Annotated in this window: 12 protein-coding genes; 6 read left to right on the top strand and 6 right to left on the bottom strand. The window is 37.9% G+C overall.

The window, feature by feature from the left end; genetic code table 11:
* Nucleotides 1–260 precede the first annotated feature (260 nt).
* Nucleotides 261–2,339 carry a DICT sensory domain-containing protein gene (locus tag F6K54_RS03050; RefSeq protein ID WP_293074275.1) on the top strand — a complete coding sequence of 693 codons (2,079 nt, stop codon included), beginning with the start codon at nt 261–263 and terminating at the stop codon, nt 2,337–2,339.
* A 16-nt stretch (nt 2,340–2,355) separates the two neighbouring features.
* On the opposite strand, the gene F6K54_RS03045 is transcribed toward F6K54_RS03050, so the two are convergent.
* Nucleotides 2,356–2,685: an STAS domain-containing protein gene (locus F6K54_RS03045; protein WP_293074272.1), complete on the bottom strand. Its 330-nt coding sequence runs from the start codon at nt 2,683–2,685 to the stop codon at nt 2,356–2,358.
* Between the two features lie 1,979 nt (nt 2,686–4,664).
* Here F6K54_RS03045 and F6K54_RS03040 point away from each other — a divergent pair.
* Nucleotides 4,665–5,093 (top strand): photosystem I reaction center subunit II PsaD, encoded by a 429-nt coding sequence (locus tag F6K54_RS03040; RefSeq protein WP_293074269.1) that lies wholly within the window; start codon nt 4,665–4,667, stop codon nt 5,091–5,093.
* A 7-nt stretch (nt 5,094–5,100) separates the two neighbouring features.
* On the opposite strand, the gene F6K54_RS03035 is transcribed toward F6K54_RS03040, so the two are convergent.
* Nucleotides 5,101–5,373 carry a hypothetical protein gene (locus F6K54_RS03035; protein ID WP_293074267.1) on the bottom strand — a complete coding sequence of 91 codons (273 nt, stop codon included), beginning with the start codon at nt 5,371–5,373 and terminating at the stop codon, nt 5,101–5,103.
* A gap of 80 nt (nt 5,374–5,453) precedes the next feature.
* Here F6K54_RS03035 and trpE point away from each other — a divergent pair, with 80 nt between their 5' ends.
* Complete coding sequence (trpE, locus tag F6K54_RS03030; protein ID WP_293074264.1) at nt 5,454–6,989, top strand: anthranilate synthase component I; 1,536 nt, start codon at nt 5,454–5,456, stop codon at nt 6,987–6,989.
* 442 nt (nt 6,990–7,431) lie between these two features.
* Here trpE and F6K54_RS03025 read toward each other — a convergent pair whose 3' ends face one another.
* Nucleotides 7,432–8,451, bottom strand: a complete 1,020-nt coding sequence (locus F6K54_RS03025; RefSeq protein WP_293074261.1) for a zinc-binding alcohol dehydrogenase family protein — start codon at nt 8,449–8,451, stop codon at nt 7,432–7,434.
* Nucleotides 8,452–8,639: 188 nt separating this feature from the next.
* Nucleotides 8,640–9,515 (bottom strand): DUF4437 domain-containing protein, encoded by an 876-nt coding sequence (locus F6K54_RS03020; RefSeq protein ID WP_293074385.1) that lies wholly within the window; start codon nt 9,513–9,515, stop codon nt 8,640–8,642.
* 1,292 nt (nt 9,516–10,807) lie between these two features.
* Between F6K54_RS03020 and F6K54_RS03015 the strand changes: the two genes are divergently transcribed.
* Entirely contained in the window at nt 10,808–11,164 is a 357-nt protein-coding gene (locus tag F6K54_RS03015; RefSeq protein ID WP_293074258.1) for a helix-turn-helix domain-containing protein, read from the top strand.
* A gap of 207 nt (nt 11,165–11,371) precedes the next feature.
* Here F6K54_RS03015 and F6K54_RS03010 read toward each other — a convergent pair whose 3' ends face one another.
* Entirely contained in the window at nt 11,372–12,529 is a 1,158-nt protein-coding gene (locus F6K54_RS03010; RefSeq protein WP_293074255.1) for an aromatic ring-hydroxylating dioxygenase subunit alpha, read from the bottom strand.
* A 14-nt stretch (nt 12,530–12,543) separates the two neighbouring features.
* Nucleotides 12,544–12,783, bottom strand: coding sequence for a hypothetical protein (locus tag F6K54_RS03005; RefSeq protein ID WP_293074252.1), 240 nt, complete (start codon nt 12,781–12,783; stop codon nt 12,544–12,546).
* A 463-nt stretch (nt 12,784–13,246) separates the two neighbouring features.
* Here F6K54_RS03005 and F6K54_RS03000 point away from each other — a divergent pair, with 463 nt between their 5' ends.
* Nucleotides 13,247–13,387, top strand: coding sequence for a hypothetical protein (locus F6K54_RS03000; RefSeq protein WP_293074249.1), 141 nt, complete (start codon nt 13,247–13,249; stop codon nt 13,385–13,387).
* A gap of 38 nt (nt 13,388–13,425) precedes the next feature.
* Entirely contained in the window at nt 13,426–14,757 is a 1,332-nt protein-coding gene (locus F6K54_RS02995; RefSeq protein ID WP_293074248.1) for a Rieske 2Fe-2S domain-containing protein, read from the top strand.
* Nucleotides 14,758–15,008: the final 251 nt, after the last annotated feature.

Here is a 15,008-nt window from a genome sequence, read left to right as displayed (position 1 = left end):
TTAAAATACTAAATATTTGAGATAAAATAATTTATACTTATACAAAATACCCGACTATAAACAAGGGATCAAATAAAACTAGAGAATAAAACCCTCTACAGTGTTAACACTAACAATGTATATTTGATATTATAGCACTACGCAAATAGGTTTGGACGTTGATAAATGCTCAAACTTAGTCAGGGATTACTTCTTGACTTATAACTTATGACTTGCGCGTAGCGCTATAGTAGTGCAGTAGGGTAAAGATTAACCGCCAGATGACCATCCCTAAATCCGTATTGGCAGAAGTGGTGCAAGAGATTCCGCAGTTGAGACCACAAATTTACTTTAAGACATCCCTAACTGCTCTATCTCATGCAATGGAAGACCAGGTTTTAGCAAGCTCCGATCAACCTCTGGTAATTGCAACTTTTCAGCAAGAGCGTTTTTATCGACAGGAAGCTCATCGTTATCGACGAATTGCTAACCTAACATCCCAAGTATACGTACTAGCAGCACCAGAAACAGCATTTAAAAATTCTTCTGAGTATTACGAAACAATAGCTTTCAGTACTCAAGAGATTCTCAGTAAGGAATGGAATTTACTGGTACTAAGTCAACAGTATTCAAGTTGTTTGATTTGTAATGAGTGTGTTAATTCTGGCAATGATGAAACATACAAGTTGATTGCTATGGATCAGGCACGTCGGTTTGAAGGTATCTGGACTTTTGACCGTCAGGTATGTGTCCAAGCTGCTATATTGTTACTGAATAGAATCCTGAAGTATAGACCAGAATTAGCAGAAAAGGTACAAGCAGCACGAGAGATTTATGGCATCAATGTGGATGTCGGGATGGGAAGAAAATCTGGCAAAATCAAATCTAGCTCTAATCGTCGTTATCAAAAGAAAGCCTCAAAAGTCCTTACTCAAAACCCTCAATTTAACGATCCTTTTGCCCAACGTTTGGTGACTTATTTGCAGGCAAGTCAATATAAGTTACTTAAAACATATCGCTCGATCGCCGCTCAGGAACAAAAACAGCGCCTGATTAATATTATTTCTAATGCTATGAGGCGATCGCTAGACTCTGATGAGATTATTAAAGTAGCAGTGCAAGAATTGGGAGAAGCACTTTTAGCTTGCCGATGCTTAATTTATCAATGTCGAGCTTTGGATGTCACCGCAACTATTACACATGAATATTTAAGTCCGTCAATTACATCCGTGGTTAATCAAGAATGGCCTTTACAAGATAATCCATTATTTCAAAGGGTTGTTCAAACTCAAGAGCAAGTCTCTATAGAAGATACTAGCTTGCTACCTGATTATTGTTTGACAGAAACACCACAAGGCTCTAAAGTTCGGGCCAAAAACTGTATCGAAACATTAATATCTCAATGGGAAATTAAGAGCTGGTTAATGGTGCCTTTGCTTTATCAAGGAAAACTTTTAGGTATGGTGGAGTTACACGACTGTAGATCGTGTCCTCATAATTGGTCTGATGACAAAATAGATTTAGTAGAAGCGATCGCTACTCAATTAGGTATAACTTTGATTCAGGCTGAAACTTATGCCCACTTGGAAGAATTAAATCAACAATTAGAGGCCCTGGACCGGACTCGTAGTAATTTAATTGCAATTACTGGCCATGAACTACGGACACCTTTATCTACTATTCAAGTTTGTCTGGAAAGTTTGAGTCAAGAACCAGATATGCCTGCAGAGTTACGTCAAGTTATGTTAGAAACTGCCTTAGCAGATGCAGATAGAATGCGCCATCTTGTGCAAGATTTCTTAACATTGTCTCATTTAGAAAGTGGTACGGTTGAGTGGAATGTAGAATATCTGCCTCTATTAGAATGTGTTGATTTGGCTCTGAGTAGTATTCGTGCCCATCATTCACAAAAAGATTTACCGAATATTACTACTGAGGTATCGACAGAACTACCTTTAGTATTAGCTGATGGAGAATGGCTAGTGGAAGTATTGTCAAAACTCCTGGATAATGCCTGTAAGTTTACCCAGTCTGAAGGAACAGTAATGATTGGAGCTACTTCTAACGGAAATAATATGTTAGAAGTAACGGTCTCTGATACTGGTCGTGGGATTGAACCTAAGCGTCTAGAAGCTGTATTTGATCGTTTTTATCAAGAAGAAGGTGCTTTAAGGCGAAGTGTTGGTGGTACAGGTTTAGGTTTAGCTATTTGTCGGCAGATTATTACTCGTTTGGGAGGAAAAATTTGGGCAGAGTCAGAGGGTAAAAATTGTGGTAGTCAGTTTCATTTTACAATTCCAATTGTTAGTAATAGCGAACAAAATAGAGAAGGAAAATCAAAAAAGAAGAAACAAATCTAGTTCATTGATTTAGCACCTAGCAAAGTAGTAGTTTAGGTTTTAATGAATAAAGAAATGATTCGTCCTCTAAAAAATTAAATTTTTTGTCTAATCCAGTCAATTGAAAAATCAGTTGAATATCATCTTGGATATTGAACAGATATAATAAACATCCTCTTTTTTCAGAAATTTTGCGGACAATAACTAAATTAGTTAATCCAAAATTATTAATTTGATTTACTAATCCCATATCTATTATGCAATAGAAATTTCTTGTTTTGTTGATGAGTTTGTCTACTATTTGTTTGAGTTGATAACTTCTCTTTAAATCTAAGTTGCCTTGAGGGCGAAATAAAATTGCTTCCATATAGTTAATTTTAATTTATTTAATTAGGGCTTGCTGATTAATTATCAAAGTATTGACTGCTATTGGATTGAGGGTTTTTTGGTTGAAAAAAGTACCAACTTTTCGGTAGAAAAAGCTCAAAAAGCTAGTATTTTGGGATGATTATGACAGAAAAATTAAGGGACAATTTTTCCGACTACCTCCTCTAAATTCCCCGTCCCTCCTGTCTCCTGTCTCCTGTCTCCTGTATCCCACCCCAGCAAAAAGACTTTTTCAGCAAACCCTAATTAAAAATAGCTTTGAGTTTGATAGTAGCTTTCTTGCATAAGTTAGGAAAATCCGGAAATTTTTGATCTGATATCATGTCCGGATAATTAGTGATAAAAAAACTTATTCCTCCTCAATATAATAGTTTTCATAAGGCGTGAAGTACATCAATGAATGATCCCCCGCGCATCCCCCTTAAAAAGGGGGACTTCCAGTTCCCCCCAATTCATCGGGGGGTTAGGGGGGATCTCCTGACTCCTCTGTTGTTATTTATAACTATTCAACTGGACATCGTATGAGATGTAATTGCGAAGTGGCAATCAGAGCGTTAACTCTTAAGTCAAAGGACTAAGACAGCTGTAGGCGTTTGCGATAGCATTCCGTAAGGAAAACTTTCTCACAGAGTAGCAATCTCTTATTTCTTCCCTAAGATTGATTTATACAAGAGGTCTAGTGCCGTTACGCAGAAGTCAAAAATCAAAAGTCAAAAGTCAAAAGTATTAATTTGTAATTGTTTTAGGATTTTGTAACTGGTCAGTTATTTCCACCATCCTGCACTAATATTAAAAATTGCTAATTAAAGAGTAATTAGTAATTGGTAACTAATAATTACCAGCTTTCACCAAAAATTAGTTACTATAGTATTTACAATAAACAAAAAAGTTACGGTTTTTTATTCTACAAAAAATATCTATAGCAATTATAATTAGGTTATATCAAAATTTTATATCAAAATATTTTGAAAAAGGCAAAAGGCAATAATACTCAAAAAATGCTGTATGTAGCAATCTTAATTTAAGTTGTGAGAGTAAGCATTATACATATCCAATAATAAAAAATAAAATCAATTATCCCAAATAAATTATCAATTATTCCCCTCCACCGGAGGGGGAGGGGCGAGGGGTGGGTTCCCTACTCCCTACTCCCTCTTTTCTGGAGATGTCTATTCAGCTATTAGCTGTCAGCTAGCCTCTTGCAGAGAAACTGCGGACTTCAGCAACAAGACTCTCTCCTTAAGGACAGTGTCTAAATTAAAATAGACTTTAAGAGCAAGGGAGTCAACTTTTGTAGTAAGACAATTAATCAAGCTTTTATCCTAAACTAAAAGCAATAGCTTATAGCTGATGACTGACGGCTGAATGCTTACTTGTGAGATATTTTAGACCTTTAGAGAACAGCTTAAACTGTGACTAGAAAGTCATTAATTTTTCACAGATAATTTAGGGTTATTCTATTGAGAGTAATTAACAATCAATATAGTTTTATTATTGTAAGCATTCAGCTATCAGCAGTCAGCTAGCCTCCTCCGGAGGAACTACGTTAACAGCAATTAGTAATGAATAATTACTTCTAAGGTTTTGTCCAGGGACTGGCGGTAACTTTTTATTCTTTTTCAATTTCAAAGGTTGCTTTTACGCAGACCCAAAATTAATAGCTGATAGCTAATAGCTGACGGCTGAATGCTTACTTATTATTCAATTATTTGTCTAGACTAAAATTAAATCATAGTAAAATTCAAGAGGACTATTGCAATTACCCTCTTTTTTTTTTACCTCAAATATCACCGACAAAAAAGAACGATACTCTCTTGAGTCAATGGCAATTAGTATTTAGTGGCCTGTAGTATGGCCAGATTCTTATATAATTATCCTTATGTAACAGAACCTTACAATTTCTTAAACCTGGGTAACTGTGGTGATAGGATTCCATAAAAAGGTTCATATAAAAAATCTATGGCAGACGAACTAACAGGTCAACCCCCTATTTTCGGTGGCAGTACTGGTGGCTTACTGACCAAGGCCGAAGTTGAAGAAAAGTACGCTATTACCTGGACTAGCTCAAAAGAGCAGGTATTTGAAATGCCTACAGGTGGTGCAGCTATTATGAATGCAGGTGAAAATCTACTATACTTAGCTCGCAAAGAGCAATGCTTGGCCCTCGGCACTCAACTAAGAACTAAATTTAGGCCCAAAATTGAGGACTTCAAAATCTATCGGATTTTCCCTGATGGTTCCACCGAATACCTACATCCGAAAGATGGAGTCTTCCCTGAAAAGGTTAATGAAGGACGTCCTTATGTAGGTAAGATCGACCGCAACATTGGCAGTAACCCAGAACCTGCGGCTCTCAAGTTTACTGGTAAGAAACCATACGACGAATAAGTTGTGATTAATCAGTAGACCTCTCCAACTTTGATGTCGGCAAGGGGTCTCCTGTTATACGAATGTTAATGGGAGGGGAATTGCCGACCAACAAATAAACCGCGTAGCGTTCACTTATTTCTTGCATTGTGTGCTTTTTTGTGTTAGCGGTAAGAGTATGAATTCCGATCGTTTCAATATCAATACCTTGGCTTCCAGACATTTCATCTGAGGCTGAGGTTTTAATTTTATCAGAGTCGTTGCTGAATCTCAAATCTATAGCACTACAAGAATTGGGCACGATTTTTCAATCCTAAAACCTTTTTACAGTTTGCTATTCCCTGTTCCCTAGCGTGTAGCACTATTAAGACTTCAAAATTTATGATATTCCCAGACTTCTCCCAATTTTCTCAACTAGCAAAACAAGGTAACTTTGTTCCTGTCTACCAAGAATGGGTAGCAGACCTCGATACTCCTGTTTCTGCTTGGTATCGTGTCTGTGCGGGTCAACCATACAGTTTTTTACTAGAGTCAGTTGAAGGTGGAGAGAAAATTGGACGCTATAGTTTTCTTGGCTGTGACCCATTGTGGACATTGGAAGCAAGAGGCGATCGCACTACCCAAACCTACCGGGATGGAACGGTGAAAATTTTTGAGGGAGACCCTTTTGATACTCTAGATAACTGTCTGCAAAGCTATAAACCTGTCAAACTACCTCAACTACCACCTGATATTGGTGGCTTATTTGGTTTTTGGGGTTATGAGTTGATTCGGTGGATAGAACCTCGTGTACCTGTTTACCCATATACTGAAAATGATTTACCTGATGGTTTGTGGATGCAGGTCGATAATCTTTTGGTTTTTGACCAGGTAAAACGGAAGATTTGGGCGATCGCCTACGCTGACATCCGTTCTCCAGAAATAGATTTAGAGGCAGCTTATCAACAAGCGTGCGACCGAGTTTCTCAGTTAGTAGATAAATTGCAATCTCCTCTATCGCAACAGAATAGTTTACTAGAATGGCAACCACCTGGTGGAAAAGATCGAGAAGTTGGAGACATCTATAGCAGTAATACACCCCGCGAGCAATTTTGTGCCAACGTTGAAAAAGCTAAAGACTATGTCAAAGCAGGAGATATTTTTCAAGTAGTTATTTCGCAACAACTTTCAACTGAATATACAGGGGAGCCATTCGATCTTTATCGTTCCCTACGACTAATTAACCCTTCTCCCTACATGGCTTATTTTAATTTTGGTGATTGGCAAATCATCGGTTCGAGTCCGGAAGTTATGGTGAAAGCAGAAAATACCCCTGATGGCAAACGTCTTGCTACGGTTAGACCAATTGCTGGCACTCGTCCCCGTGGCAAAACTTATGCAGAGGATAATGCTTTAGCTGAGGAGTTGTTGCAAGATCCGAAAGAAAGAGCGGAACATATTATGTTAGTAGATCTAGGTCGAAATGATTTGGGGCGTGTTTGCAGAGTGGGAACGGTAAAAGTTGATGAATTAATGATAATTGAACGTTATTCTCATGTGATGCACATTGTTAGTAATGTGGTGGGAGAATTGGCAGATGATAAAACTGCTTGGGATTTATTGAAGGCTTGTTTTCCTGCGGGTACTGTTAGCGGTGCGCCGAAAATTCGGGCGATGGAAATTATTAATGAATTAGAATCTTGTCGTCGGGGTGCTTATTCTGGGGTTTATGGACATTATGATTTTGAGGGTCAGTTGGATAGTGCGATTACGATTAGAACTATGGTGGTTCGGCCGAAAAATGATGGTAAACACACGGTAACTGTGCAAGCGGGAGCTGGTTTAGTTGCTGATTCTGTGCCGGAAACAGAGTATGAGGAAAGTATTAATAAAGCTAGAGGTTTGTTGGAGGCAATTCGGTGTTTGAAAAATAGTTAAAAATTTTGGTGAAAAGTTAGTTTGACAATGGCTTTGTTGCACAAAAAATAATTAGAAACAGGGCTGACGCAAAAGACAAAATTATACACCATTTGTAAGGGTTAACGGCCGTTAACCCCCTACTATATCTGGTGGTTATATTATGTCCGGATAATTAGTGATAAAAAAAACTTTCTCCTTTTCCTCCTCTTTTTTCTTGGTTATTACTTCTTTCTTCCCTCCTGATATCATGTCCGGTAGCATCGGAGCGTGTATAAAATTAAGGTGACAATGGTAGAAAACCTTCTGCCTCCTGCCTCCTGCCTCCTGCCTTCCTTCCACCAAAGTCTAATTATTCAACCGGACATGATATGACTCCTGACTCCTCCATCATTATATTTATAACTATTTAACCGGACATGATATTATACCTGATAGCTAATAGCTGATAGCGAGTTAAAGATTAACTCCATTCAGCTAAAACAATTTTTCCAATCGTTCTACCCTTTTCAAGGCGTTGATGAACATCCCGTAAGTTTTTAGCATTGATCGGTTTGACTACCTCATTGCAAGTTGTAACAATTACACCATCTTCGATCAGTTGACTTAACTCATTAAGTAAATTACTTTGCTCTGCCATATCTTCTGTTTGATACATCGAGCGAGTAAACATAAATTCCCAAACAAAGCCAGCACTTTTACTCTTTAAAGTTTCCATGTCTAACGGTTGTTCGTTTTCGACAATAGAACAGATCGTGCCTTGGGGTTTAACAGCTCTAGTCATAGCTTCCCAGTGACCATCGGTGTCGTTCAAGCACAGAATATAATCGACATTTTGATAACCAATTTTCTCGATTTCCTCCGCAAGATTATTGCGATGATTGACCACTTCATCGGCACCAAATTTTTGACACCAAGCGATAGTTTCAGGACGAGATGCTGTAGCAATAACATTCAACTTGGCTAGCTTTTTCGCTATTTGAATCGCAATAGAACCAACTCCCCCTGCACCATTGATAATTAAAATTGATTTGCCTGCATTTGCTCCTGTTTTATCAATATTCAATCTTTCAAACAGAGCTTCCCAAGCAGTGATACCAGTAAGAGGAAAAGCTGCTGCATGAGCAAAATCTAAATTCTGGGGTTTGCGACTAACAATTCTGGCATCCACTAAATGAAATTCGCTGTTGCTACCAGGACGAGTAATATCTCCTGCATAATAAACCTCGTCTCCCGGCTGAAATTCTGTTACTTCTTTTCCAATTTCTACCACTACACCTGCTGCATCCCAACCAAGAATGCGGGGTTCAGATTCAACCTTGTCTTGAGGAGAGCGGACTTTAGTATCTACTGGGTTAACAGAAATTGCTTTAACCTGTACCAATAAATCTTTGCCTTTAGCTGTGGGTTTAGGAATTTCAACGTCTAACAGACTATTTTCATTGTTAATTGGTAAATATTGAGTTAAGCCTACTGCTTTCATAGTTTTTACCTCCAAATTTTAAATATTATGGCGCTACGCGCTAGGGAATAGGGAATAGGGAATAGTAGAACTGTCAAAGGGTTTTTCCTGCGGAAACGCTCCGCGAACAGGATTGGGAAATATCCTAACCTTAATGCGTAGTGCTATATTAGCTAGCTTATTAGGATCGGGCGAGGTTACTTCTTGAGCTACGCCGGAATGACATCAAATTTGCCATTCGTGCGTACATAGATGATGCTTTCCTCTGTTGCTTTAGACGAGACTTGATGCACCGACTCTTCCTTCAAGCTGAAATAACTGCCCGGCACTAAGGTCTTGAGATCGGTCTCACTCGTTACTTGGTACTGTGGTTGACCTTGGATTACCACAGCGTGGAATGTCGAGCCATGGCTAAGTATCTTTCCAGTAAATCCAGCAGGTAGCTTGACAAAACTCCCGTATAATTGATCGTCCTGCGGGTTGCCCCAAAGAAAGGCTACCTTTGGTCCATTGGCAGAAGCTGGTATTCCGGGCTGGTCAATCCAAACGATGTTCGATGGGTCCACATTAATCGGCTTGTCATCGCTAGAAAACGCCTCCTCAGTGGGAAGGACAAGATACGGCCCTTCATCGATCTCTATGTATGCCAGGTTGTTGCTACCCTCGGCAGCAGTAATGTGTACACCTCCGGCTGGCTGCGTCCAGAAAGAACCCGTCGGCAGCCACATCTTCTCCGCATTCGGGTCATCGTTGTGAACTGTGCCGCTAATGGCCACTCCACGGTAGGTGATATTGTGAATGTGAGGTGGGGACGAGAAGCCGTCCACAAACTCTACGAGGAAGCCTGAAGGCCCGGAGCCAGTGCGATCGCCCCAAAGAGTACCAGCCCTCGGGCTTTGGTCGCCACGGGCGGGGTTCAGCGGTCCCCACTGGACTTCGGACCTCAAGACGACCTCGGAGGTTGGCTTGGTTGCTGATTCTGGCTCGATACTTTGGGATGTGACCTGGGAGTTAGTGCAAGTGACGGCTATTACGATGCTTATAAGTGGTAGTGCGAGTAATAGAAATGTTCTTATGTTCTTCATTTTAATCATGTTAATTTCTCCAAGAGCGTGAGACTACCCAATCACCATTACAATAGCTAAAAATGGTAAGTATTTTTGCAAAAATGTAATCATAAAACATTAGTTTATTGCCGTATTGAGAAAGTTTCCTCACTGGGATGGATTAGTGGTTATTTGCTCCTCTACTCTCCTTCTCCTCAGCTTAAGAAAATTATGTTCAGTACTCATTATTCAATTTCCTGAATAGCAATAACTCCTTGCTCCCAGTTACGCTGATTCTCCATATCATTTTGAAAACTTTTGTCATCTGCGATTTGGAAACGCTTAATCGCTGGTGTTTTGCTTGTTGCCTGATAAAGCCAGTAAGCTTCTTCCTTCAGCGCCTCTTCAATTGGCTTGTCGATTGAAGCATAAACAGCCTGCTTACAAGCATTAATCGAATCCGCTTGCTGATAATATAAGACTTTTAGCTATTTATATCATGTCCGGATAAGAGCGTGATCAAAAAAACTTTCTCCTTCTTTTCTTTTTTCTTCCCTCCTGAATTCTGAATTCTGAGTAGTTTATTTATAACTGTTCAACCGAACATGATATTAACCTCTTGACAGAGGAGCTACGCTATCAGTACCTCCGGCTTAAACTGGAGGCTTGAAATAGGAAACTTTCTTTTTTATCCTCTTCAAAGGGGAGGCTTGAGACTTGATTTTTTTTGTCATCAGAAGACTTACGCAAAATTATCTATTATCCCATAGCCTTAATATATGGTGCGTTGCAACACACCCTGCAATTAGAGTTTTTGCGTAATATCATGTCCGGATAATAGCGTGATAAAAAACTTTCTCCTTCTTTTGTTCTTTCTTCCCTCCTGAATTCAGCAATTGCAGAATTGCTGAATTCTGAGTGTTTATTTATAACTGTTCAACCGGACATGATATTATATCAAATCCGTTTAATTCGGTATAAAAAAATATTCCATCTTCACCCAGAGTGGAAAGAGTTCTGAGTTCTCTTCCCTTCTAAATTCTGGATTCTAAATTCTGGATTGCAGAATTGCTGGATTCTGGATTCTGAATTCACTATCTTATTACACCGATGCTACCGGATTTGATATTAGCCCCTCCTGCAATTTGTAAATATACCAGTGTTCATTGCTACATAAGTGTCCGCGAACTAAAACCAATTGTTCCTTCTGCCCTCTGCCTTCGTTTATGAGTTATATGATTAAAAGTATAATAAAAATGCAAATAATGACAAGTACGTACATTTTTTTTATATAGTGAGTAAAAAGTAACTATTGAAAGGTTTAAAGAATTATGACGCAGAAAAATAATTACGATCGCCCCTATGGGTGTTCTGTCGAAGCCACATTATCGGTGATTGGTGGACGGTGGAAACCTGTGATTATTTTTAATCTCTTACAGAATGATGTCTTACGCTTCGGCGAATTGAAGAAAAAAATTAAAGGCATTACGCAGCGTATGCTTGTTAATCAATTACGTGAATTGGAAAAAGATAATATTGTCGCGCGAAAAGTCTATGCTGAAGTCCCACCACACGTAGAATATTCCCTGACAAATTATGGTCGTACTCTGGAGCCAATTATGATTTCCATGAGAGACTGGGGAGCCGAGCATATGAATTTAAAATCTGATGAGTCCTCATCTTTATAAAACTATAGTCATTCTGAATAAGACTGGAACACTTTTTCAGCTGACACTCTTTCAAAGTAAGAAACCCTTGTCTCAATCTTAACTGGAATGACTATAGTGCAGAATGGCGGAAATAACTGACCAGTTACAAAATCATAAAAGCTTTACCAATCAATACTTTTGACTTTTGACTTTTGACTTTTGAATTTTGACTTCCTGGTAGCAGCACTAGGATTGCTTCTCAATATAATTTTGTACATTTCTCTGATATTGATAAACAGATTTCTCTAAATCTTTAGCAATTGCTCCAACAGAAAAGTACGGTGATTGCAATGACTTCTGTTGTTGTTCACAAACATAAATATCCTCTGCCATAAAATCACCCGATGCCATGGGATCATTTTTATCTTTTGTTTTATACTTATCTCCTTGGCGAGATTTAAAATAATTCCAAGATTTCCATTCTTGAGCTGCAAAATCCCAACTAGAAACGGGCATGATTTTACTTCTAATTTCCACAACACATTTATCTGGTGCGATGGGAATGATATGGAAAATCGACCAAGTTGATTCTGTTTCTGATAATCCTAAATTAGGAAATAACATCGGTACATAAGCTCCAATTTTTTCTGGAGGGATATGATCGATTAGAGGGTAAGGTGAATTATTTTGAATATCTGCACCATAATCTTTTGCTAAAGGCTCATAAAAATAAAAATGGTTGCCTACAAAACCTGTTTGTTGTTTTCTATGGTCATACATAAACAGAGTTTCTGAGTGGAGATGAGCTAGATGATAGCCATCAATGTAGTTTTCTACCACAATTTTCCAATTAGCATTGATTTCATGACGGGTTCTGGCCCCTTCATATTCCACAAGTTTTTCTGGTTGATGAGCTCCCAAATAAGGTTCAATACCGCCAAACCAATTACTTAGAGATTCTGCATTGGCATCAGGATGGACAAAAATCATTCCTCGCCAAACTCCTACAGAAGCTTTATGGAGACAGAGTAAGCTCATGTCCAAATCTGGAAATTGAGTTTTGCGTTCGGGAACAGCCGATAATTCACCATCAAGAGTGTATGTCCAGTCATGATATGGACAAGTAATAAATTTCTTACTCTTACCAACTGCTCGTAATAGTTGAGTTCCCCGATGACGACAAACATTGTGAAAGGCTTTTAATTGCTGATCTTCACCATAGATAACCAGAATATTATTTAGTCCTGCTTGAACTGTGAGATAGTCTCCTGGTTCGTTTAAATCTTCGATAAAACCTGCAAACTGCCATGTATTACTAAAAATATATTTTTGTTCTTTATTAAACCATTCTTGAGAAGTATAGGCTTCGATAGGAAGAACGGGCATAGTTTTGTTTGTGTTCATGAGACAATTTTATTTTAGTTGAAAATAGTAGCAATGCTTAAAACACTAAGAGCAACCCAAGAAATCATAATTAGCCAATAGAGAAGAGGATTATCTTTTTTGGTAATCGGCTCAATGAAGTAAGTTACACCAGTAAAGAAGTCAGAAATAACCCAGATCAGAAATAAAATACCCCACATCCACTCCCAATTTAAAATTGTGCCAACCCATACCAAAATTAATCCGAGAATAGTGCGCCATTTAATTTTGTTCATTATTTTGCCTCGTTAATAAAGAAGTACTGGAATTATCAACCAGTATGACGGCTGCTGCATCTAGCAATTCTTCTTTTGATGACTTTTTCTTTAGATTTTTCATAACAAAATATTAGCATTAATTAGATATTGTTGCTTCATTAAACGCAAGAAAAATATTAAAGAGTGTCATTTATAGTAATACCATTTATCAAAAGTTTTTCTACATTTACTTGGGAGTAGGCAGTAGGGAGTAGGGAGTAGGGAGTAGGGTTTAAAGGCATAAGATATTTTGGATTAATGCCGATAATCCTCTACATTCATTACTGAATCATTATTATTACTTAATAACTGAAGTCCTATTGGAAGTATAGCATTAATGCATGGGAATTGGTATAATTTCAATTCAATTAAAGTTGGGACAGAAATGAGGTAAAATAAAAGTTGCTTTGGCTAGATCTGGAAAAATAGAGAGTTGCTGGTTATGACTGCATTGGCAAAAATTCAGCAACAATTTTTGAATGGTTTGAAGGGAAGGCAGAGGGCAGAAGGCAGAAGGCAGGAGGGAAAGAAAAGTTTAAAGGGAGAAGGTTTTTTTATAACTGATTATCCGGACATGATATAACTAATTAACTTGACCTAAAACCTACTACCTGAAATACAATGCAAACGGAATTTAATTTTTTTCAGCACTGGTATCCTCTTTCTCCCATTGAAGACCTCGATCCAGAAATCCCAACTCCCGTAACTCTGTTGGGAATACGTCTAGTCATCTGGAAGCCAAGATATTCTGAGAATTACCGAGTATTTTTAGATGTTTGTCCTCACCGTCTAGCTCCTTTAAGCGAAGGTCGTGTTGATGAAAAGACTGGTAATTTAATGTGTAGTTATCATGGTTGGCAATTTGATGCTCAAGGAATCTGTACTCATATTCCCCAAGCTGAAAATCCTGGAATTATAGCAAAAAATCAACAAAATTTCTGTGTTACTTCATTACCAGTGCGACAGGAAAATGATTTACTCTGGGTTTGGCCTGATGCGAAAACACCAGAACTAGCAGCTACAACATCTCTACCATTATCACCACAAATAGATGCTGAAAAAGGTTTTGTGTGGTCTTCTTATGTTCGCGATCTGGAATATGATTGGCAAATTCTCATAGAAAATGTCATAGATCCTAGTCATGTTCCTTTTGCTCATCACGGAGTACAAGGTAATAGAAACAGAGCTATAGCAAAAGTTATAGATATTTTAGAATCAACAATCAATTTAATTGAAGTTTTTTGCCCCGGAAGTTTACCTGTAAAAATTACTTTTGAACCACCTTGTCGTTTAGAATATGAAATTAGTTTCGGTAATGCTGAAAAAAAACTAGGACTTGTGATTTATGCTTTACCAGTATTTCCTGGTAAGTCTAGAGTTATTGCTCAGTTTTCTAGAAACTTTGGGAAAACAATTCATCGATTAACACCACGTTGGTTGGAACACATTAGAATTCGCAACTTGGTTTTTGATGGGGATATGGTTTTACTAAATCAACAGGAGCATTTACTGCAACAAAAACAATCAAGTGAAAGTTGGAAAACAGCTTATAAATTGCCTACAAATGCAGACCGTTCAGTAATTGAGTTTAGAAATTGGTTTGATAAATATTGTAATAGTAAATTACCTTGGAGTGAAGTAGGAATTAGTGATTCCAATAATTATCTAATAAATAATAATCATACCTTCCTATTGGATCGTTACAAACAACATACTCAGCATTGTAGTAGTTGTCGGCAGGCATTGAAAAATCTACAAAGATTACAAATTTTACTTATAACTTATTTCATAATTATTGTGTCTGGAGTAGCTATTTTTCCAGATTATTTGCGGATTAAAATAGGTTTACCTTTAGTAATTACAGCACTTTTAGGAATGGGAATTTATGCTTGGTTGAAATTGTGGTTAATTCCTCAATTTTACTTTGTTGATTATATCCATGCTAAAAAATGAATTGCTTTCAAAAGTATGCAACAATCTGTGTTCAACAATTAATTATTAATTATTAATTAGGGTTTGCTGAATAAAGTTTTTTTACTGGAGTAGGAGACAGGAGACAGGAGACAGGAGACAGGAGTTATATCATGTCCGGTTGAATACTTACACTTTGGAGGAGGTAAGGCAGCTATGCTGGAGGCAGGAGGCAGAAGGAAAGAAAAGATTAGAAAGGAAAAGGTTTTTTTATCACTGATTATCCGGACATG

This window comes from Okeania sp. SIO3B5, from assembly GCF_010692555.1.
Taxonomy (GTDB): Bacteria; Cyanobacteriota; Cyanobacteriia; order Cyanobacteriales; family Microcoleaceae; genus Okeania.
This window is presented reverse-complemented; position numbering and strand designations above follow the sequence as displayed.